At 67.9% G+C, this 21,507-nt stretch carries 17 protein-coding genes; 10 read left to right on the top strand and 7 right to left on the bottom strand.

Annotation, left to right across the window (positions count from 1 at the left end; translation table 11 throughout):
• Nucleotides 1-4: 4 nt before the first annotated feature.
• Together BM133_RS01415 and BM133_RS01410 are read right to left on the bottom strand one after the other, a co-directional pair.
• Entirely contained in the window at nucleotides 5-916 is a 912-nt protein-coding gene (locus BM133_RS01415) for a transporter substrate-binding domain-containing protein (protein ID WP_093431127.1), read from the bottom strand.
• A 59-nt stretch (nucleotides 917-975) separates the two neighbouring features.
• A complete protein-coding gene (locus tag BM133_RS01410; RefSeq protein ID WP_093431126.1) occupies nucleotides 976-2,310 on the bottom strand; it encodes an aspartate aminotransferase family protein in 1,335 nt (444 codons plus the stop codon).
• Nucleotides 2,311-2,447: 137 nt separating this feature from the next.
• On the opposite strand from BM133_RS01410, the gene BM133_RS01405 reads away from it, so the two are divergent.
• Together BM133_RS01405 and BM133_RS01400 are read left to right on the top strand one after the other, a co-directional pair.
• Complete coding sequence (locus tag BM133_RS01405; protein WP_093431124.1) at nucleotides 2,448-3,311, top strand: MurR/RpiR family transcriptional regulator; 864 nt, start codon at nucleotides 2,448-2,450, stop codon at nucleotides 3,309-3,311.
• 83 nt (nucleotides 3,312-3,394) lie between these two features.
• Nucleotides 3,395-3,760: an SPW repeat protein gene (locus tag BM133_RS01400; protein ID WP_093434949.1), complete on the top strand. Its 366-nt coding sequence runs from the start codon at nucleotides 3,395-3,397 to the stop codon at nucleotides 3,758-3,760.
• A 98-nt stretch (nucleotides 3,761-3,858) separates the two neighbouring features.
• Here BM133_RS01400 and BM133_RS01395 read toward each other — a convergent pair whose 3' ends face one another.
• The 4 genes from BM133_RS01395 to BM133_RS01380 are packed head-to-tail and all read right to left on the bottom strand — an operon-like array spanning nucleotide 3,859 to nucleotide 13,284.
• Nucleotides 3,859-5,355, bottom strand: coding sequence for an efflux transporter outer membrane subunit (locus tag BM133_RS01395; protein WP_093431123.1), 1,497 nt, complete (start codon nucleotides 5,353-5,355; stop codon nucleotides 3,859-3,861).
• 10 nt (nucleotides 5,356-5,365) lie between these two features.
• Nucleotides 5,366-8,638, bottom strand: a complete 3,273-nt coding sequence (locus tag BM133_RS01390; protein ID WP_093431121.1) for an efflux RND transporter permease subunit — start codon at nucleotides 8,636-8,638, stop codon at nucleotides 5,366-5,368.
• Nucleotides 8,635-11,763, bottom strand: coding sequence for an efflux RND transporter permease subunit (locus tag BM133_RS01385; RefSeq protein WP_093431120.1), 3,129 nt, complete (start codon nucleotides 11,761-11,763; stop codon nucleotides 8,635-8,637). The genes BM133_RS01390 and BM133_RS01385 overlap by 4 nt, the downstream gene beginning before the upstream one ends.
• A gap of 27 nt (nucleotides 11,764-11,790) precedes the next feature.
• Nucleotides 11,791-13,284, bottom strand: a complete 1,494-nt coding sequence (locus tag BM133_RS01380) for an efflux RND transporter periplasmic adaptor subunit (RefSeq protein WP_256219031.1) — start codon at nucleotides 13,282-13,284, stop codon at nucleotides 11,791-11,793.
• A gap of 265 nt (nucleotides 13,285-13,549) precedes the next feature.
• On the opposite strand from BM133_RS01380, the gene BM133_RS01375 reads away from it, so the two are divergent.
• From BM133_RS01375 to BM133_RS01355, 5 genes are read left to right on the top strand one after another with little or no spacing between them, the layout of a single operon-like run.
• Nucleotides 13,550-14,071: a DUF6622 family protein gene (locus BM133_RS01375; RefSeq protein ID WP_093431118.1), complete on the top strand. Its 522-nt coding sequence runs from the start codon at nucleotides 13,550-13,552 to the stop codon at nucleotides 14,069-14,071.
• A gap of 45 nt (nucleotides 14,072-14,116) precedes the next feature.
• Nucleotides 14,117-15,073, top strand: a complete 957-nt coding sequence (locus tag BM133_RS01370) for a sterol desaturase family protein (RefSeq protein WP_093431117.1) — start codon at nucleotides 14,117-14,119, stop codon at nucleotides 15,071-15,073.
• Entirely contained in the window at nucleotides 15,070-15,366 is a 297-nt protein-coding gene (locus BM133_RS01365; RefSeq protein WP_093431115.1) for a 2TM domain-containing protein, read from the top strand. Before BM133_RS01370 ends, BM133_RS01365 begins: the two co-directional genes overlap by 4 nt.
• Before the next feature lie 44 nt (nucleotides 15,367-15,410).
• The gene (locus BM133_RS01360; RefSeq protein WP_256219030.1) at nucleotides 15,411-16,442 is read left to right on the top strand and encodes a sensor histidine kinase; all 1,032 of its coding nucleotides are present in this window, start codon (nucleotides 15,411-15,413) and stop codon (nucleotides 16,440-16,442) included.
• A gap of 14 nt (nucleotides 16,443-16,456) precedes the next feature.
• A complete protein-coding gene (locus BM133_RS01355) occupies nucleotides 16,457-17,299 on the top strand; it encodes a LytR/AlgR family response regulator transcription factor (protein WP_093434947.1) in 843 nt (280 codons plus the stop codon).
• An 82-nt stretch (nucleotides 17,300-17,381) separates the two neighbouring features.
• On the opposite strand, the gene BM133_RS01350 is transcribed toward BM133_RS01355, so the two are convergent.
• Nucleotides 17,382-17,744: a hypothetical protein gene (locus BM133_RS01350; RefSeq protein ID WP_093431112.1), complete on the bottom strand. Its 363-nt coding sequence runs from the start codon at nucleotides 17,742-17,744 to the stop codon at nucleotides 17,382-17,384.
• Between the two features lie 148 nt (nucleotides 17,745-17,892).
• Here BM133_RS01350 and BM133_RS01345 point away from each other — a divergent pair, with 148 nt between their 5' ends.
• The 3 genes from BM133_RS01345 to BM133_RS01335 all read left to right on the top strand — a co-directional run bounded on the left by BM133_RS01345 (nucleotide 17,893) and on the right by BM133_RS01335 (nucleotide 21,488).
• On the top strand, nucleotides 17,893-19,707 hold the full coding sequence (locus tag BM133_RS01345; RefSeq protein WP_093431111.1) for a glutamine--tRNA ligase/YqeY domain fusion protein: 1,815 nt from the start codon (nucleotides 17,893-17,895) through the stop codon (nucleotides 19,705-19,707).
• 270 nt (nucleotides 19,708-19,977) lie between these two features.
• Nucleotides 19,978-20,943 carry a GSU2403 family nucleotidyltransferase fold protein gene (locus BM133_RS01340; RefSeq protein WP_177224683.1) on the top strand — a complete coding sequence of 322 codons (966 nt, stop codon included), beginning with the start codon at nucleotides 19,978-19,980 and terminating at the stop codon, nucleotides 20,941-20,943.
• Nucleotides 20,940-21,488 carry a pseudouridine synthase gene (locus tag BM133_RS01335; protein ID WP_177224682.1) on the top strand — a complete coding sequence of 183 codons (549 nt, stop codon included), beginning with the start codon at nucleotides 20,940-20,942 and terminating at the stop codon, nucleotides 21,486-21,488. The genes BM133_RS01340 and BM133_RS01335 overlap by 4 nt, the downstream gene beginning before the upstream one ends.
• Nucleotides 21,489-21,507 lie beyond the last annotated feature (19 nt).

Here is a 21,507-nt window from a genome sequence, read left to right as displayed (position 1 = left end):
GTGATCAGATGCCCTTGGAAGACGGATTGGCGAAGGCCTCTTTCGTCTCGGCGTTGAGCGGGTAGTTGATGTTGATGCCCTTGGGCGGAATCGGCGACATGAACCACTTGGCATAGAGCTTTTCCATCTCGCCGGACTTCATCATGCCCGACACCACGCGGTCCACCAGCGCCTTGAAGGCCGCATCGTCCTTGCGGAACATGAGCGACTGGTTCTCGGTGCGCAGGCTCTCGCCGGTGATGATGAAGTCCTTCGGGCTGCGCGCGTTCGCGATCTGCCCGGCCAGCAGGATGTCGTCGAGCACGAAGGCCTGCGCGCGGCCGCTCTCCACGAGCAGGAACGAATCGCTGTGGTCCTTGCCCGCGAGGTTGGTCACTTCGAGGCTGCGGCCGCGGTCGGCCTCGCGCAAGAGGCGGAACGAGGTGGTGCCGCTGGTGGTGGCGACCGTCTTGCCCTGCAGGTCGGCAATGCTCCGGATGCCCGAATCGGCCTTCACCAGCATGCGCACGTTGTAGCGAAAGATGTCGGGCGAGAAGGCCACCTGCTTCTGGCGCTCGACCAGGTTGGTGGTGGAGCCGCACTCGATGTCGACCGTGCCGTTCTGCACCAGCGGCATGCGGTTGGCCGAGGTGACGGCCTGGTACTTGATCTCGATGGCCGGCAGCTTGAGCTCGGTCTTCACCGCCTCGACGATGCGGTTGCAGATCTCGATGCTGTAGCCCACGGGCTTCAGGTTGCCGTCCAGGTACGAGAAGCCGAACGACGACTCGCGGTAGCCGAAGGTGATGGCACCGCTCGCCTTGATCTTGGCGAGCGTGTCGCTCTCCTGCGCCTGGGCGACGGCGAACGGCAACAGGGTGCAGGCCACCACGAGGGCGACGGCACCGAAGGGAATCTGCAGGCGAAGCTTGGGCATGGGAGCGCTCCTCGGAACGGCGGGTTGAAGAAAAACGGCGAATGAAAAACGGGTCGCGGTCAGCGCGCGGCGGCGCTCGTCACCGCATCGATGGAGGCCGCGAGACGGGTGGCGATTTCCTGCAGGTCTTGCCGCGTCGCGATGAAGGGCGGTGCGAGCAGCACGTGGTCGCCCTGCCGGCCATCGACCGTTCCGCCGAAGGGGTAGCACAGCAAGCCGCGCGCCATGGCGTCCTTCTTGACGAGTGCGTTGACCCTGAGGGCCGGATCGAGCGGCGCCTTGCTCGCGCGGTCGGCGACCAGCTCGATGCCCCAGAAGAAGCCGCGTCCGCGGATGTCGCCCACGTGCACGTGGCCGCCCAACGCGTCGGCCAGCATCGCGCCGAAGGCCACGCCGTCTTCGCGCACCTTGGCGACGAGGCCGTCGCGGCGGATCACCCGCTGCACCGCGAGCGCCGCCGCGCAGGCCATCGGGTGGCCCAGGTAGGTGTGGCCATGCTGGAAGAAACCACTGCCCTTGGACATGGCCTCGACGATCTTCTGCTGCGCGAGCACCGCGCCGATCGGCTGGTAGCCGCCGCCCAGGCCCTTGGCGATGGTGATCAGGTCGGGCACTATGCCTTCCTGCTCGCACGCATGCAGCGAGCCCGTGCGGCCCATGCCGCACATCACCTCGTCCAGGATCAGCAGCACGCCGTATTTGTCGCACACGGCGCGCACCGCCTTGAAGTAGCCCGCTACGGGCGTGAGCACACCGGCCGTGGCACCGCCCACCGTCTCGGCGACGAAGGCGATCACGCGGTCGGCGCCCTGCGCGACGATGGCCGCTTCGAGCTCGGCCGCCAGGCGCAGGCCGTACTGCTCGGCGCCTTCGCCCTCGCGCTGTTCGCGGTACGGATAGCACGGCGCCACATGCGTGGCCGGCACGAGGATCGGCGCGAACGGCTCGCGGCGCCATGCGTTGCCGCCCACCGCGAGCGCGCCCAGCGTGTTGCCGTGATAGCTCTGGCGGCGCGCGATGAAGTGCGTGCGCTGCGGCTGGCCGATCTCCACGAAGTACTGGCGCGCCATCTTGAGCGCCGACTCCACCGCCTCGGAACCGCCGCTCACCAGGTACACGTGGCTCATGCCTTCGGGCGCGGAGGCGATCAGTTCATCGGCCAGTTGCTCGGCCACTTCGCTCGTGAAGAAGCTGGTGTGGGCGTAGGCCAGCGTGTCGAGCTGCGCGTGCATGGCGGCCAGCACCTCGGGGTGCGCATGGCCGAGCGACGAAACGGCCGCGCCGCCCGAGGCATCGAGGTATTCGCGGCCTTCGGCATCGCGGATGAACATGCCGTGCGAGCCGGCGGCAACGGGCGGGGTCTGGCGAAGGTGGCGGTGAAAGACGTGCGTCATGGCGTTGAAAATCTGGAACAGTCTTTGGAACCAACGTTTCGGCCGGATTATTGTTTGGAACATTTGTTCCGTCAACTGCTTCGTCGTTCCATGTCCGGTACATTCGTTCCAACCGCAGCCAGAAAAGAGACACCGCCATGGGCGCCAGAGACCAGATCCGCCAGCGCTTCAACGAACTGAGCCCCGCCCTGCAGCAGGTGGCGCGCTACGTGCTCGACCACCCCAACGAAGTGATCACCGCCTCGATGCGCAACGTCGGCACGCGCGCGCAGAGCACGCCCGCCACGCTGGTGCGTTTCGCGCAGAACCTGGGCTACGCGGGCTGGCCGCAGCTCAAGGAGGCCTTCGCGGGCGACATGGGCCTGGGCACCGAAACCTACGGCGGGCGCGCCAAGCAACTGGTCGGCCGTTCGCACGACCGCGGCCTCACGGGCGAGATGTTCGAGGTGCAGCGCCGCAACCTGGAAGCCACGCACCAGCAGAGCGAGCAGGCGCTGCAGAAGGCCTGCACGCTGATCGAGAAGGCACCGGCCGTGCATGCCGCGGGCTTCAGGGCGTGCTTTCCGATCGCGTTCTCGTTCGTCTACGTGTACCGGCTCTTTCGCGCCAGCGTGCACCTGGTCGATGGCCAGGGCGGCTCGCTGGAGATGCAGCAGCGCGCCTTCGCCAAGGGCGACGCGCTGGTGGTGGCGAGCTTTGCGCCCTACTCGCGCGAGGCGCTGCAGGTGGCCGAAGCCGCGAAGGCGGCGGGATGCCGCATCGTCGCGATCACCGACAGCGTGACCTCGCCGCTCTCGCTGCTGGCCGACGAGACGCTGCTCTTCACGATCAACAGCCCCTCGTTCTTTCCCTCGGTCGCGGCCGGCGTGGCGGTGACCGAGGCGCTGGTCGAACTGCTAGCCAGCCGCGCGGGCAAGCCGGGCATCAAGCGCATCGACCGGGCGGAGGCGCAGCTGTTCGAGTCGGGTGCGTACCTTTTGCCTCCTGTCGCACGCGGATAGTCGCTGCCCCGAGACGGAACCCTGCCCCGACGCGGGTGTCCAACCGATGTCGCGGCGTCTTGTCGCGACAGGAGGTAATGACCATGAAGCAAGTGAAGCATTGGCAAGACCCCGTCAACGCCGTCGCCGGCGCCTGGCTGATCGTCTCGCCCTGGGTCCTGGGCTTTCAGGGCATCTCGCCCGCCATGTGGACCATGGTGGCCACCGGCATCGTGCTGGGCGCCGTGGCACTGGGCGCGACCTTCGTGCCCAAGCAGTGGGAAGAGTGGACCGAAGTGGCCCTCGCGGTGTGGCTTGCCGCATCGCCGTGGCTGGTCGGTTTCGCCGCGATGGAAACGGCGATGGTCAACGCGGTGCTCGTGGCCGCGGTGATCCTGGTGCTCGCCCTCTGGGTGCTGGTGACCGACAAGGACTACCTTGGCGCGTCGCTGAACCGACCGGCGCACTGAGCGGCTGCGCCGCGAAACGAGGCCCGCCGCACTGGCGGTGAGGCCGACTGGATGGGCACGATGCCCATCCGCGAAACCGCCCTCCGCCGTCTTTTCTTTTATTGCGCGCGAGGGACGGCGGGTTGTTGCGCCGTGGCCGCGGTGCCGTCCGGGTTGCTCATCCACCCGGCCTGCCAGCCACCGCCCATCGCCTGGATGAGCGCGATCGCCGAGGCCTGGCGGTTGACCTGCAACTGCACCAGCGCGCGCCGCGCGCTGAGGGCAGCCGCCTGCGCCGTCACCACGTCGGTGTAGCTCACCTGCGCCGCGCGGTAGCGGTTGAGCAGTTGCTGCTCGGTCTTGTCGGCCGCCGCCGAGGCCTCGCGGCGCAGGCCCTCCTGCTGCGCGAGCGTGGCGCCCGTCGTCAGCTGGTCTTCCACCGCCTGGAACGCGGTGAGCACCGTCTGGCGGTAGCGCGCCACGGCGGCTTCGTGGCCGGCCTTGGCGGCATCGACGCTGGCGCCGATCGCGCCCGCATCGAACACCACCTGCGCCACCGAGAAGCCGAGCGACCACAGCGTGTTGGCCGAGCTGAACAGGTCCTTCACGCGGCTCGCGTTGGTGCTGCCGACCGATGCGGTCAGCGGGATGTTCGGGAAGTACGCGGCGCGCGCAATGCCGATCTGCGCGTTGGCCGACGCCACCGAGCGCTCCGCCGCGGCGATGTCGGGGCGGCGCTGCAGCAGCGTCGAGGGAACGCCGGTCGGCACGCCGGGGACCGTGGGTGTCCAGGTCGCGGCCGGCAGGGTGAAGTCCGCGGGCGCCACGCCCACCAGCATCGCGATGGCGTGTTCCAGCGTGGCGCGCGTGCGCGCGAGGCCCACGCGGTCGGCCTTGGCGTTCACGAGCTGCGTCTGCGCCTGCAGCACGTCGGTCTGCGCGGAGATGCCCGCCGCATAGCGGTTGCTCGTGATCTCGAACGCGCGCTGGTAGCCCGCGATGGTTTCGTCGAGCAGCACGATCTCGGCATCGGCCTCGCGCAGCGAGAAGTAGTTGGTCGCAAGGTCGCCGATGGCCGAGAGGCGCGCCGCCGCGAGGTCGGCCTCGCTCGCCTGTGCATTGGCCTGCGCGCTGCTCACCGCTTCGCGCAGGCGCCCCCACACGTCGGGCGTCCAGCTCGCGTTCAGCGAGGCGGAGAAGCTGTTCGACGGGCTGGCTGTTTCACTGTTGCTGTTCACGTTGCCGCTGCGCCGGCCGCTGCCGCTGAACGACACCGAGGGAAACAGCGCCGCGCGCTCGCCGCGCACCAGCGCCTGGGCCTGCGTGTAGTTGGCCACCGCCGCGGCGATGTTCTGGTTGGACACCTGCACGCGGCCGGCCAGATCGTCGAGCGTCGGGTCGGCGAAGAGCTTCCACCACTCGCCGCGGTCCAGCGCATCGGCGGGCGCGGCGGGCAGCCAGCCTTCGGCGGTCTGCTGCTCCTTCCAGGCGGTGGACGCCGCGGAGGTCGGCACCTGGTAGGCCGGCCCGACCGCGCAACCCGCGAGCAGCGCGGCAAGCGCGATCGACGTGAGCGCGAAGCGGCTCGATCGGAAGGGGGAAAGCAATGCGTTCATGGTGTTGTTCTCAAGCGGGCGTGGCACGGCTCAGTTCGTGTTCGTTCTTGCCACGGCGGCGCAGCTTGTCGAGCAGGAGATAGACCACCGGCGTTGTCAGCAGGGTGAGCAACTGGCTGGCAATCAGCCCGCCGATGATGGCCACGCCCAGCGGCCGGCGCAACTCGGCGCCCTCGCCGAAACCGATGGCCAGCGGCAGCGCGCCGAGCGCGGCCGCCATCGTGGTCATGAGGATGGGACGGAAGCGCAGCAGGCAGGCCTCGCGCACCGCCTCCAGCGGCGTGAGCCCGCGCGAGCGCTCGGCCTCCAGCGCGAAGTCGATGATCAGGATGGCGTTCTTCTTCACGATGCCGATCAAAAGGAACACGCCGATCAGCGCAATGATCGAGAACTCCATGCGGAACATCAGGAGCGCCAGCACCGCGCCCACGCCGGCCGAGGGCAGCGTCGAGAGCACGGTGATCGGGTGCACCAGGCTTTCGTAAAGGATGCCCAGCACGATGTAGATCACGATCAGGGCGGCCAGGATCAGCATGACCTGCTGCCCCTGCGACTGCTGCGCGCTGGCCGCCGTGCCGGCGAAGGCGCCGCGCACGTTGGTGGGCATCGCGATGTTGGCCTCGGCCTTGGCGATGGCCTCGCGCGCATCGCCCAGGTTCGCGCCCTCGGCGAGGTTGAACGAGATCGTGGTCGCGAGCTCGCCGTCGTCGTGGCTCACCGAGGTGGCGACGGACTGCTCCTCGAACTTGGCCACCGCCGACAGCGGCACCAGCGTGGTGGGCGTGTTGCTCAGCACGTTGCCGGTCGATGCGCCGCGCAGGCCCGCGTTGGCCGAGACCGGCACCGTGGTGCTCGCGGCCGTGGCGGTCGATGCGGCGCCGCCGGTGGTCGAAGTGGTGGTGGTCGTCGCCGCCACCTGCGTGGTCACCGTCTGCCCGCCGATCACCGAGGTGCGGGTGGCCGGCACGTACACGTCGCTCAGCGAATTGGGGCTGCGCGTGTAACGCGGCGCCCACTCCATCACCACGTGGTACTGGTTGAGCTCGGTGTAGATGGTCGCCACCTGCCGCTGGCCGAAGGCGTTGTAGAGCGCGTTGTCGATGGCGGTGGATGTGAGGCCCAGCCGGCGCGCGCTGTCGGGGTCGACCTTGGCCACCGTTTCCACGCCGTTCTGGTCCTGGTCGGTGTCCACGTCGGTGAGCAGCGGCTGCAGCTTCAGCTCGTCGGACAGCTTCGTGGCCCAGCTGCGCAGGTCCGCCAGGTTGTCGCTCTTGAGCGTGTACTGGTAGGTGGAGTTGCTCGAGCGCCCGCCCGAGCGCACGTCCTGCACGGTGCCCAGAAACACGCGCAGGCCCGTCACCTCGTTCAGCTGGGGCCGCAGGCGCGCGATGACGGCCAGGCCGCTTTCGGTGCGCTGGTTGGCCGGCTTCAGGTTGACGAACATGAAGCCGCCGCCCGCGCGCGAGCCGCCGGTGAAGCCGATCACCGTGTCCACCGCCGGGTCCTTGCGGACGATGTCGATCACCTGCCGCAGCTTGTCGGCCAGCGCCTGCGACGAGATGCTCTGATCTGCGCGCAGGCCCCCGTTGAGCTGGCCGCTGTCCTGCTGCGGGAAGAAGCCCTTGGGCGCCGCGCTGAAGAGGTAGACGTTCAGCCCCACCACCGCCACCAGGATGAGCATGACCAGCCCCTTGCTGTCCAGCGCCCAGTCCAGGCTGTACTCGTAGCGCTTGAGCACCCAGTCGTAGCTGCGCGCGGCCATGCGCCCCAGGCGTCCTTGCGGCTTGTTCCTGTCATGCTCGCCGCCGCGCTTGAGCAGCCACGCGCACATCATCGGCGTGGTGGTGAGCGAGATGACCAGCGAGATCATCACCGCCGCCGACAGCGTGATCGCGAACTCGCGGAACAGCCGCCCCACCTGCCCGCCCATGAACAGCAGCGGAATGAACACCGCCACCAGCGACACGCTGATCGACAGCACGGTGAAGCCCACCTCCTTGGCCCCTAGCAGCGCCGCCTTCATGCGCGACATGCCCGACTCGATGTGGCGGCTGGTGTTCTCCAGCACCACGATGGCGTCGTCCACCACGAAGCCGGTCGCCACCGTGAGCGCCATCAAGCTCAGGTTGTTGAGGCTGAAGCCCAGCAGGTACATCACCCCGAAGGTGCCGAGCAGCGCCGCGATCGTGGCCACGGCCGGCACGATGGTCGCGCGCACGCTGCGAAGGAACAAGCTGACGACAAGCACCACCAGCAGCACCGAGATGACCAGCGTCGCCTCGACCTCGTGCAGCGAACTGCGGATGGAGTTGGTGCTGTCCGAGGCGACCTGCAGCGTCACGTCGGGCGGCAGTTGCGCCTGCAGCTCGGGCAGCAATGCGCGCACGCTGTCCACGGTCTCGATGATGTTGGCCGAGGGCTGCCGCGTGATGAGGATGATGATCGCCGGCTCGCCGTTGAAGAGACCGAGCGTGCGCGTGTCTTCCACGCCGTCGATCACCTCGGCCACGTCCTGCAGCCGCACCGCCGCGCCGTTGCGCCAGGCCACCACCATCGAGGCGTAGTCGCTTGCGCGCAGGGCCGGCGTCTGCGTGTAGATCTGCAGCTTGCGGCCGTCGCCCTGCACCATGCCCTTGGGGCGGTTGGCGTTGGAAGCCTGGATGGCGGCGCGCACGTCCTCGGTGCTGATGCCGTAACGGTTGAGCGCGAACGGCAAGAGTTCGATGCGCACCGCGGGGAGCGAGCCGCCGCCGATCTCGACGTCGCCGACGCCGTCGACCTGCGACAGGCGCTGGCTCACGATGTTGGAGACCGCGTCGTAGATCTGGCCCGGCGTCTTCGTCTTCGAGGTGAGGGCCAGGATGATGACTGGCGAGGCGGCGGGGTTGGCCTTGCGGTAGGTCGGGTTGCTCCGGAGGGTGGCGGGCAGGTCGACGCGGCTGGCGTTGATGGCGGCCTGCACTTCTCTGGCCGCGCCGTCGATGTTGCGGCTCAGGTCGAACTGGAGGGTGACGCGGGAGGAGCCGACGGAGCTCGTGGACGTCATTTCGTTGACGCCCGCGATGGTGCCCAGGTGGCGCTCCAGGGGCGTTGCCACGCTGGTTGCCATCGTCTCGGGGCTTGCGCCGGGGATCGAGGCGCGCACCGAGATGACCGGGTAATCGACCTGGGGCAGCGGCGAGACCGGCAGCACAAAGAAGGCCGCGATGCCGGCCAGGGCGATGCCGATGGTCAGCAGGACCGTGCCGATGGGCCGCCGGACGAAAGGAAGCGAGAGATTCATCCCGCCGCCTCCTCCTCGATCACGGCGCGGCGCGAGCTGCCTCCCCCCAGCCGATCGAACGCCAGATAGATGACGGGCGTGGTGAACAGCGTCAGCAGCTGGCTGACGATCAGCCCGCCGAAGATCGCGAGCCCCAGCGGCCGACGCAACTCGGCACCCTCGCCAAAGCTCAGCATCAGGGGCACGGCAGCAAAGAGCGCCGCCAGCGTCGTCATCAAAATCGGCCTGAACCGCAACAGTGCAGCCTGGTGAATCGCCTCACGAGGCGACTTGCCTTCCGTGCGCTCCGCATCGATCGCAAAGTCGATCATCATGATCGCGTTCTTCTTCACGATGCCGATCAGGAGAATGATCCCGATGATCCCGATCACCCCCAGGTCGTTGCCCGTGATCATCAGCGCCAGCAGGGCCCCGACCCCGGCCGAAGGCAGCGTCGACAGAATCGTCAGCGGATGCACGTAGCTCTCGTACAGCACCCCCAGCACGATGTACACGCAGACCACCGCCGCAAGAATCAGCCACAGCTGGTTCGACAGCGACCGCTCGTAGGCGCCCGATGCCCCGAGAAAGGTCATCGTCACGCTCCCGGGCATCCCGATTTCCTTGGCCGCCGCGCGAATCGCATCGACCGACTGGCCGAGCGACACGCCCGGTGCGGTATCGAAGTTCAGCGTGCTCGCCGGGTACTGCGCCACGTGCGTGATCTGCAGGGGCGCCTGCTGCTCGGAAATGTCGGCGATCGCGGCCAGCGGCGTGGCCGTGCCCGAGCCGGCGATGAGGTTCAGCTGCCCCAGCGTCTGCGGCGTGTTCACCATGCCGGGCCGCGCTTCGAGAATCACGCGGTACTGGTTGGTCTCGGTGAAGATGGTCGAGACGATGCGCTGGCCGAAGGCGCTGTAGAGCGCGTCGTCCACCGTGCTCGCGGTGATCGAGAGGCGCGCCGCGGTGTCGCGGTTCACGTTGACGAACGCGGCCAGCCCCTGCGCGCCGGCGTCGCTGCTCACGTTGCGCACCTTGTCCGAGTCCTGCAGCCTGGCCACCAGCTTCTTCATCCACTCGGTGATGAGCGCGCTGTTCACGCCTTCGAGCGACACGCGGTACTCGGTCGGGCCGGTCTCCGCGTCGATGGTCAGGTCCTGCGTGGGCTGCAGGTACAGCGTGACGCCGGCCACCTGGCGCACGCGCTCGCGCAGGCGCTCCATCACCTCCTGCTGGCTGTCGTGGCTGCCCTTCAGGTTGATGAGCATGCTGCCGGTGTGCAGCATGGTGTTGTTGGCGGCGTCCACGCCGACGAAGGAACTGAGGTTCTCCACGTCCGGGTCGTCCAGGATCGCGCGCGCGGCCTGCTGCTGCAGCTGCGCCATGCGGTCGAACGACACGTCCTGCGAGGCCTGGATGCGCCCTTGCAGCTGGCCGGTGTCCTGCGTGGGAAACAGGCCCTTGGGAATCGTGAGGTACAGCACCACCGTGAGCACCATGGTGAGCAGCGCGACCAGCAAGGTGAGCGGCTGGTGGTCGATCACCCAGTGCAGCGAGCGGTCGTAGCGCACCATCACGCCCTCGAAGAAACGCTGCGCGCGTGCACCGAGGCCCGTGCCACCCGGCTCCTTCTTCGGCTCGTGCCTGAGCCAGCGCGCCGACATCATCGGCACCAGCGTGAGCGACACCACGGCCGAGATCAGGATGGTGATGGCCAGCGTCACCGCGAACTCGCGGAACAGCCGCCCCACCACGTCGCCCATGAAGAGCAGCGGAATCAGCACCGCGATGAGCGACACCGTGAGGGAAATGATGGTGAAGCCGATCTGCGTCGCGCCCTTGAACGCGGCCTGCAGGGGCTTTTCGCCCTCCTCGATGTAGCGGGCGATGTTCTCGATCATCACGATCGCATCGTCCACCACGAAGCCGGTGGCGATGGTCAGCGCCATCAGGCTCAGGTTGTTCAGGCTGTAGCCCAGGAGGTACATGAGCCCCAGCGTGCCGATGAGCGAGATGGGCACCGCGATGCTCGCGATGACCGTGGCGCGCAGGCTCCCGAGGAACGCGAAGATCACCAGCACCACCAGCACCACGGCCAGCACCAGTTCCATCTCCACGTGCTGCACCGAGGCGCGGATGCCCGCGGTGCGGTCGCTCAGCACCTCGATCTTCAGGCCCGCGGGAAAGCCCGCCTGCAGCTCGGGCAGCTGTTTCTTGATGGCGTTGACGGTGGCGATCACGTTCGCGCCGGGCTGGCGCTGCACGTTCAGGATGATGGCGGGGGTGAGCTTGCCCTCACCGCCCTCGGAGGTCTTGGTTCCTGCCCAGGCGCCCAGCTGCGTGTTCTCGGCACTGTTGACCACCTGCGCCACATCGACCATGCGGATCGGCGCGCCGTTCTTGTAGCTGACGATGAGGTTCTTGTAGTCCTCCACCGTGAGCAACTGGTCGTTGGAATTGATGGTGTAGGCGCGCTTGGGACCGTCGAAGCTGCCCTTGGCGCCGTTGGAATTGGCCGCGCTGATGGCGGTGCGCAGCGTGTCCAGGCCAATGCCGTTGGCCGCGAGCGCCTGCGTGTTGGCCTGGATGCGCACGGCCGGCCGCTGCCCGCCGCTGAGCGACACCAGCCCCACGCCCGAGACCTGGCTGATCTTCTGCGCCAGGCGCGTGTTGACGAGGTTCTGCACCTCGGTGAGCGGCAGCGTGTCCGACGTGATGGCCAGCGTGAGCACCGGCGCATCGGCCGGGTTGACCTTGGCATACACCGGCGGCGCGGGCAGGTCGGCCGGCAGCAGCGAGCCGCCCGCGTTGATGGCGGCCTGCACTTCCTGCTCGGCCACGTCCAGCGTCTGGCCGAGCGAGAACTGCAGCGTGACGATGGACACGCCCGCCGCGCTGGTCGAGCTCATGCGGTCCAGGCCGGACATCTGGCCGAACTGGCGCTCCAGCGGCGCGGTGACGGTGTTGCTCATCACCTCGGGGCTGGCCCCGGGGTAGAGCGTCTGCACCTGGATGGTCGGGTAGTCGACCTGCGGCAGCGCCGACAGCGGCAGGAAGCGGAACGCCACCAGGCCGGCCAGCACGATGGCGACCATCAGCAGCGAGGTAGCCACCGGGCGAAGAATGAAGGGACGTGAGGGGCTCATCGTGCGCGGTGCTGCTGCGGGCCGGCCTCAGCGCGCCGTGCCGTTGGCTGGCGTCGGAGGAACGGTGGGGGTGGCCGGGGGAACGGGTGCGCCGGCCGGCGGCGTGGCCGATTCGATCGGCTGGCTCGGCGGCGCGCCGCCGCCGCCCTCAGTTGCACCGCCCTGATGGCGCTGCCCGCCCTCCCTGTTACCCCGGCGTCCGCCTTCGCGGTTGCCGCGGCGCGCGCCGGAGGCGGCGCCCGAGGCCGGCGTGGCCGGCCGGTCGGCCTGGGTCTGCACGCTCGCGCCGTCCTTCAACCGGTCGCCGCCTTCGGTCACGACCTGTTCGCCGGCCTTCAGGCCCGACATGACGGCCACGTTGTCCACGCTCGATTCGCCGCGCGTCACGGGACGCTGCGACACGGTGTTGTCTTCGTTCACCACGTACACGTAGTCGCCGTTGGGCCCGTGGCGCAGCGCCGTCACCGGCACCACGACCGCGCTGTTCACGGTGCGCAGCAGGAGCCGCAGGTTGACGAACTGGTTCGGGAACAGCGCGCCGTCGGCATTGGAGAAGCGCGCCTTCGACTTGACGGTGCCGGTCTGCGTGTCCACCAGGTTGTCCAGCGTGGAGAACATGCCCTTGGCGAGCTGGCGGGTGCGGGTGCGGTCGAAGGCCGTGGCCTCCAGCTGCGCGCCCTGCGCAAGGCGTTCCTGCACCTCGGGCACGCGGTCCTGCGGCACGGAGAATTCGACGTCGATGGGCGCGATCTGCGTGATGACCGCCACGCCGCCGGTGGTGCCGGTCGAGATGTAGTTGCCCGCGTCCACGGGCCGAAGGCCGATGCGCCCGCTCACCGGCGCGGTGATGCGGCTCCAGGTGAGGTTCAGCCTTGCCGTGCCTTCGTTGGCGCGGTCGATGGCGACCGTGCCTTCGAGCTGCTTGACCAGCGCGGCCTGCGTGTCGACGTCCTGCCGGGCGATGGAGTCCTGCCCGAGCAGCGTCTGGTAGCGCTGCAGCGTGACGCGCGCGGCGGCCAGCTGGGCCTCGTCGCGCTGGCGCGCACCGGCGGCCTGCGCCAGCGCGTTCTGGAAAGGCTGCGGGTCGATGGTGGCGAGCACGTCGCCCTTCTTGACCATCTGCCCTTCCTTGAAGAGCACCTCGGTGAGCACGCCCGAGACCTGCGGCTGCACCGTGACGTTGGCCAGCGGGGTGACGGTGCCCAGCGCCTCCAGCTGCACCGGAATGTCGGCCTGCCGCGCGGTGGCGACACCGACCGTGTTGGCGGCCGCGCCGCCGCCCCGCCCACCGGGGCCGCCGCCGCCCGGCCGGCCGCCACCACCACCACCACCTGGGCCGCCCGCGCCGCCGGGTCCGGCTGCCGGCGCCTTCGAACGCTGGATCAGGTACCACGCGCCGCCTCCCAGGGCCACGAGCAGCGCCAGGGTCAACAGCCACCCCAGCCACCGGCGCCTGCGTACCGGAGGGTGTGTCGGCGACACGATGGGCGGCAGGGGCTCGGGGGGAGTTTTGGGGTCCATGGGATGCGTGGGGAGGGTACAGAGGGTGCAGAGCGTGCGAAAGGGGCGGCCTAGAGTACAGCGCCGAATGGTAGTACCGCAGTTTGCTGCGCCGTAAAGCGGCGGTAAAGCTCGCGCCGCTGCCGCAGTTCACGCCTTGCGGATGCGGCTCGCGCCGTTCTCCTGCATTTCGTCGCATGGCGGTGGCCCGTGCGGCGGAGCGGCGGCACAGTCCGCCCATCGCTTCCCCACCCGCATCGCTCACACCTTTCACCGGAGAACCCCCATGCTGCTGCAGATCCTTCTTCACACGCCCAAGTGGGTGTTCGCCGTCTTCGTGCTGCTCGTCTGGCTGGGCGCCAGGCAATTGCTGTCGAACAGCGTGAGCCTCAGCCGCGTCACGCTGATGCCCATCCTCATGGGCGGGCTGTCGGTCTTCGGCGTGCTCTCGGCCTTTGGCGATTCGCTGGGCGCCCTGCTGGGCTGGGCGGCTGCGGCCGCGGTGCTGATTGCGCTGGTGCTGCAACGTCCCCTGCCCTCCACCACCCGCTACGACGCGGCGGGCCGCCAGTTCCACGTGGCCGGCAGCGCCGTGCCGCTCGCGCTCATGATGGGCATCTTCTGCACCAAGTATGTCGTGGGCGTGGCGCTGGCCATGCACCCCGAATTGCGCCAGCAGGCGGTCTTCGCCCTCGCCATCCCGACGCTGTACGGCGCCTTCACCGGCATCTTCGCGGCCCGCGCCGTGCGCCTGTGGAAGCTGGCGATCGCCACCGACGCTGTCGCCACCGGCGTCCGCGCGGCCTAAGATCCGAGCCCCAGCTCCCGTGAGCCCCGCCAGCCAGGAACCGCCATGACCGTGCTCTTTCTGCTCCTCAAGATCTCCGTCACGGTGGTGCTGGTCGCCTCGGTCCTGGAAGCGCTGGTGCTCTCCTGGCGCAACGGCTGGGCCAGCTACGACTGGAAGGCGGCCGGCGTCTCGGTGTTCGACTTCCTGGTGCGCGAATACCCGCTGCGCTGGCTGCTGCCGGTGGCCTTCTGGACCGGCGCGATGGACTGGTTCTGGAACCACCGCCTCTTCACCCTGCCGATGGACCACTGGAGCGGCTGGGTCGCCTGCTTCATCGGCCAGGAGTTCTGCTACTACTGGTACCACCGTGCGGCCCACCGCGTGCGCTGGTTCTGGTGCACGCATGCCATCCACCATTCGCCGAACCAGCTGAACCTGTCGGCCGCCTACCGCTTCGGCTGGACCGGCCGCCTCACCGGCACGCTGCTGTTCTTCATGCTGGCGCCGCTCCTGGGCATGCCGCCGAAGGTGATCCTGCTGATGCTCACGCTGAACCTGCTCTACCAGTTCTGGATTCATGCGACGTGGATTCCGCGCCTCGGGCCGTTGGAATGGGTGCTCAACACGCCCTCTGCGCACCGCGTGCACCACGCCTCGAACCTGGAATACCTGGACGGCAACTACGGCGGCGTGCTCACCGTGTTCGACCGCCTCTTCGGCACCTACATTCCCGAGCGCGCCGACCTGCCGTGCCGCTACGGGCTGGTGAACCCGATCACCTCGCACAACATCCTGGAGATCGAGTTCACCCACTGGCGCGCGCTCTTGCGCGACCTGCGTTCGGCGCGCTCGGTGCGTGCGTTCGCGGGTTATCTGCTCAAGCCGCCGGGCTGGCGACCGGAGGGGCCCGGCGACACCACCGAAGAGCTGCGGCAGCGCGCGGCCCTGCAACCGGCAGCGCCCTCGCCGCAGCCGTCCGCCCCCGATTTCATACCTGTCCAATTCAAGGAGTTGTCATGAACCCCACCCCCTCGAACCCTTCGCAACCCCACCTCGAAAAGCTCGCCCGCCGCCGCGCTGGCGCCAAGATGGGCTGGTACATCCACGCCTTCGTCTATGTGCTGGTCAACCTCGGGCTGGTCGCCTTGTCGGCCGCCAACGGCCGCACCTGGGCGATGTACCCGCTGATGGGCTGGGGCCTGGGCCTGCTCATCCATGGCGCGGTGATCTGGTTCCTTGCGCCTGGCGGCAGCTTCTACGACAGGCTGGTGGCGCGCGAGCGCCGTGCACTGGGCGCCGGGGAGCGTGGGTGACGCCTGAAGCGCTGCCGCGGTTTCGCGCGGAGAACTTCCGCGACATGTTGCGGCATGGCCTGATCACCGTCGCCTTCTGCTGCTTCATCGCCACGGCGCTGGCCATTTCGGGCAACGGCAGTTGGGAATCCCAGATGGTGTATTCGCTGTCGATCGGAACGATCTGTTGGCTCGTCATCGACGCCGGCCGGTTGCTTTTGAGCGGCAACAAGGAGGTGCTGTGGCCGCACGGCCTCTCGGGCTATGGACTGATCGCGCTGGGGATCACCGTCGGCTTTCTGGGCGGCAACGCCATTGGCGACGCCTGGGTCGGCGCACCGCCGTTCGAGTTCCACAACCTCGCCGCGCGCCGGATGACCTCGACCATCGTCATCACCCTGGTTGCCACCATCGGCATGTGCTTCTTCTTCTTCAGCCTCGGCAAGAGCAAGCACATGCAAAGCCAGCTCGACCTGGCCAAGCGCAACGCCACCGAGGCGCGGCTCAAGCTGCTGGAGACGCAGCTGGAGCCGCACATGCTGTTCAACACGCTGGCGAACCTGCGCGTGCTGATCACCCTCGACCCGCCGCGCGCCGTGGCGATGCTCGACCGCCTCAACAGCTATTTGCGCGTGACGCTCAGCGGCTCGCGCACGCTGGCGCATCCGCTCTCGGCCGAGTTCGACCGGCTGGGCGACTACCTCGAACTGATGTCGGTGCGCATGGGCGAGCGCCTGCGCTACACCCTCGACCTGCCCGACGAACTGCGTGACATTCCCGTGCCGCCGCTGCTCTTGCAGCCGCTGGTGGAAAACAGCATCCGCCACGGGCTGGAGCCCAAGGTCGAGGGCGGCGAAATCGCCGTGCGCGCGCGCAGGAACGGGGACCGGCTGGTCATCGAAGTGAACGACACCGGCGTCGGGCTCGATGCGGCGCTGCCCTCGGAAGATGGCAGCAACAGCGGCTTCGGGCTCGAACAGGTGCGCGAGCGCCTGGCCACCGTGTTCGGCGCGCAAAGCGAGATGCGCCTTGCGGCCGCACCGGCCGGCGGGACCTGCGCGACGCTGAGTTTTCCGCTGCCCGCGGCTGCCCCATGAATGCGACGACCCCCATGAACCCCACCGCACTGATCGCCGAAGACGAGCCTCTTCTGGCGCAAGCCCTCAAGGCCGAGCTGGCCGCTGCATGGCCCGGTCTGCAGATCGCCGCCACCGCCGGCGACGGCCGCAGCGCCGTGCGCGAGGCGTTGCGCCTCTTGCCGCAGGTGCTGTTCTTCGACATCCGCATGCCCGGCCTGGACGGCCTGGGCGCCGCCGCCGAACTGGCCGACAGCTGGCCCGCCGACGAGGCGCCGATGCCGCAGCTGGTGTTCGTCACCGCCTACGACGAATACGCCGCGCGCGCCTTCGAGGCGGAGGCCATCGACTACGTGCTCAAGCCCGTGCAGCCCGAGCGGTTGCGCAAGACCGTGGCGCGCCTGCAGCAGGCGCTGGCGGCGCAGCAGCCGTTGCCGACGGCCTCCCCCGCCGTGGCGGGTGAAGCACTCGAACAAACCCTTGCGCAGTGGCGCCAGGTGCTCGCGGCAGCCGGGGCCGGTGGCGCCTTGCCGGCAGCCGCCCCCGCACCGCTGCGGATGATTGCCGCCAGCGATGCCGGCGGCAGTACCGTGCGAATGGTGCCGATCGACGAGGTGCTGTATTTCGAGGCGGCCGACAAGTACCTGCGCGTGCTCACCGCCACGCACGAGTACCTGATCCGCACGCCGCTGAAGCAGTTGATCGCGCAACTCGACGCCGACGCCTTCTGGCAGGTGCACCGCGCGGTGGTCGTGCGCAGCGGGGCCATCGAGTCGGTGCACCGCGATGAAGCGGGCAAGTTGCACCTCACCTTGCGCGGGCGGCCGGAGAAGATCCCGGTCAGCCGGCTCTACGCCCATCTCTTTCGCGCAATGTGAAATTCGCTGTCGAGCGCCCATGAAAAAAGCCGGCCCTTTCGGGGCCGGCTTTTTTTCATTCAGTCGCCAATCGCGTGGCAATTCAGCGCCAGTGGCCGCCATGGCGATGGCCGTAGCCACCGCCCCGGTAGTAGCCCCCACCGCCGTAGTAGCGGGGACCGTAGTAGGCCGGCGGGCCGTAATAGACCGGGGCCGGACGGTAATACACGGGCGGCGGACGGTAGTAGACCGGCGGCGGCGCGTAGTACACAGGGGCCGGCGGTGCATAGACCGGCGCCGGGTAGTAGGCGGGACCGCCCACGCCGACCGCCACGCCCGGCAGGCCGACACCGACCGACCAGCTCACGTCGCTGCGCGCGCTGGCCGAGGTGGCTGCAAACAATGCACCGGCTGCCACGACACCCGCGGCGGCCCATTTGAAGAAGGTGGAACGTGTGAGGCTCATGATGTTGACTCCTTGTTTCGGAGGGCTGCGTCCGGGTCTGGACCGCCCTTGTGTGTATTGAACGCGGCAATTGCAAACGGGGTGCACCGGCCATTGTGAAGAACGTTGCCAAAGGTAACTCAGAAGGGGCGCCCTCTAGAATGAGGCAATGACCTCCCCGACCGACAAAAACGGCGCCAAAACGACCGCTGCACCGAGCAATTTCCTGCGCCACGTGATCGAGAACGACCTCGCACAGGGCGCGTATTCTGGCCGCAAATGGGGCGGCTCCCCCGGCAACGCCGCCCACCACGCCCAGGGCATGACCGACCCCGCCAAGGTGCGCCTGCGCTTTCCGCCCGAGCCCAACGGCTACCTGCACATCGGCCACGCCAAGAGCATCTGGCTGAACTTCGAGCTGGCCCGCGAATACGGCGGCGTGAGTCACCTGCGCTTCGACGACACCAACCCTGAAAAAGAAGAGCAGGAATACGTCGACTCCATCCGCGACGCCGTGAAGTGGCTCGGCTACGAGACCTACCTGGCCGACCGCCCGAGCGCCCCCGGCACCCTGCAGCCGCACGAGTACTTCGCGAGCAACTACTTCGACTTCATGTACGAAGCGGCCGAGTACCTGATCGGCGCCGGCCTCGCCTACGTGGACGAGCAAACCCCCGAGGAAATGCGCGCCAACCGCGGCGACTTCACCACGCCCGGCACCGACAGCCCCTTCCGCAGCCGCACGCCCGACGAGAACCTCGCGCGCTTTCGCGAAATGCGCGACGGCAAGCTCGACGACGGCGCCGCCATCCTGCGCGCGAAGATCGACATGGCGAGCCCCAACATCAACATGCGCGACCCGGCGCTCTACCGCATTCGCCGGGCCACGCACCACAACACGGGCGACAAGTGGTGCATCTACCCGATGTACACCTACGCGCACCCCATCGAAGACGCGCTGGAGCAGATCACCCACTCCATCTGCACGCTCGAATTCGAAGACCAGCGCCCCTTCTACGACTGGCTGCTCGACCGCCTGGCCGAAGGCGGCCTCATCGCGAGCCCGCACCCGCGCCAGTATGAATTCGCGCGCCTGAACGTCACCCACGTGATGACCAGCAAGCGCAAGCTGCGCCAGCTGGTCGAAGAGGGCCACGTCGACGGCTGGGACGACCCCCGCATGCCCACCATCGCGGGCCTGCGCCGCCGCGGCTACACGCCCGAGGCGCTGCGCCTGTTCTGCGAGCGCAGCGGCACCACCAAGTCGGGCGGCTGGATCGACTACGCGAGCCTGGAAGCCGCGCTGCGCGACAGCCTGGACCCCATCGCCCCGCGCGCGATGGCCGTGCTCGACCCGGTCAAGCTGGTGATCACGAACTGGGGCGAGCTGATGGGCGGCAACGAGGTTCTGGACGACTGCTCCGCCCCCGTGCACCCGCACCACCCCGAGATGGGCAAGCGCGAGTTCAAGCTCGGCCGCGAGGTGTGGATCGAAAGCACCGACTACGAGGACGTGCAGCCCAAGGGCTTCTTCCGCCTGTTCCCGGGCAACAAGGTGCGGCTGAAGTACGGCCACGTCATCGAATGCACCGGCGCGACGCGCGATGCCAACGGCAAGCTCATCGAAGTGCAGGCCACGCTGGTGCCGGACACCAAGAGCGGCACGCCCGGCGCGGACGCGGTCAAGGTGAAGGGGAACATCACCTGGGTGGCCGCAGCCGATGCGGTGCAGGCCGAGGTGCGGTTGTACGAGCGGCTGTTTGCGGCGGCGAATCCGGGCAGCGGGGAACTGCTGGACGAGCTGAACAAGCAGAGCTTGGAGATCTGCTCGGCGTTCGTGGAGCCTTCATTGGCGACGGCTGAGGCCGGGGTGGGGATTCAGTTCGAGCGGCATGGGTACTTCGTGGTGGATACGAAGACGGATGCGCCCGGCAAGCGGGTGTTCAATCGGGCTGCCGGCATGCGGGACAGCTGGGGCAAGTAACTCGCCCCGCCTCCGCACAAAAGCCGGGACCGTCAAAAGCCCCGGCTTTCATTTATTCAGGCCGCTTGTAGACCACGCCCAGCACCGCGCTGTTTTCGTCCCTCGTGCACACCGCCGAACGCGTGCAGGACGAACTCTTCCTGGCGAGTGAACCGTTGCGTGCTTTCTGGCGTAATCAGCTGTGTTTTCTGGAATTTTAACGATCTAAACCATTGATTTATAACGATTTTCCGTATAGATTTGGATTTACATCCATCACACGGAAAACTCATGGATTTTCAGGACATCGGCGACGATGCTCGTCGTCAATACATTGATGCCCGTGCCACTTTCGAAGCACTCGAGGCAGCCGAAACACAGGCCGCTGGCGTTCGAGGCGGCATGTACTGGAAGAGTGTGAATGGTCTGGACTACCTGATCCGCACCAGCACCCGCAACGCACAAAAAAGCCTGGGTGTTCGCAACGCCGAAACCGAAGCCATCCATGCCAGTTTCGTTCGCAGAAAAGAAGAAGCCGAGGGCAGAGTCAAAGACCTTGACGAGGCACTGACTCGTCATCAACGCATGAACCGGGCGTTGTTCGTTGGACGCGTTCCAACCATCGTCATCGACATCCTCGACATGCTCAAGCGCGCGGACATCGCGGAGCATTTCACTGTGGTGGGTACGCATGCGCTGTATGGCTACGAAGCAGCGGCGGGTGTACGTCTGCAAAGCGCCGCCGTGGCTACACGCGACGTGGATCTGCTCTGGGACACCCGCAAGCGCTTCCGTTTGGCGACCCAGCTCAAGCGGCTCGATTCCTCCATGTTGGCGCTGCTGCGCAAGGTCGACAAAACCTTCTCCCTGATCAACGACCAGCGCTATACAGCAGTCAACAGCAAAGGCTTCGAGGTGGACATCCTGCGGCGTGAAGCGCAGGAGCAAGACCCCCACCCCGCCCAATTGAGCGAAGCCGAGGACGATTTCTGGGTTGTACAGGCCCTCAACGCGGAACAGTTGGTGAGTGCGCCCCGCTTCTCGGCCGTCGTGGTTGGCACCACCGGGCACATGGCGCGCATGAACACCGTGCATCCGCTCGCCTTCGTGCGCTTCAAGCGCTGGCTGGCCCAGCGGCCCGATCGGGATCCGCTCAAGGCCGGGCGCGACAGTTTGCAAGCGGACACCGTGCAGCAGCTGGTGCAAGACTATCTGCCGCAGTTGGCCAATTCGCCACACGACGCCCGACGCCCATGAGCTTGCCATCCTCGTCCCGCCTCATCCGCTTCAACAAGCCCTACGGCGTCTTGAGCCAGTTCACCCCCGAGGGCCGCTGGCGCGGATTGAAGGACTTCATCGACATCCCCGACGTCTACGTCGCAGGCCGCCTCGATGCCGACAGCGAAGGCCTGCTGCTCCTGACCAACGACGGCCAGCTCCAGGCGCGCATCGCCGATCCGCGCTTCAAGATGGAGAAGACCTATTGGGTGCAGGTGGAAGGCGTGCCGACCAAAGAGGCGCTCGCCGCGTTGCGCCAGGGCGTGCAACTCAACGACGGCCTCACGCGCCCTGCCCGCGCCCGCCTGCTCGATCCGCCGCCCGAGGTGTGGGAGCGACAACCGCCGATTCGCGAGCGCAAGAGCATTCCGACCGCATGGCTGGAACTGGCGATCAGCGAAGGCCGCAACCGCCAGGTGCGGCGCATGACCGCCGCTGTCGGGCTGCCCACGCTTCGCCTGATCCGCGCCGCCATCGGGCCGCACACGCTCGATGGATTGGCGCCCGGCACGTGGCGCGAGTGACGCGGCCGCGCGACTTCAC

This window comes from Variovorax sp. 770b2 (assembly GCF_900115685.1).
Taxonomy (GTDB): Bacteria; Pseudomonadota; Gammaproteobacteria; order Burkholderiales; family Burkholderiaceae_C; genus Variovorax.
The sequence above is the reverse complement of the archived record's forward strand: the minus strand, read 5'-3'. Positions and strand labels throughout refer to the sequence as shown.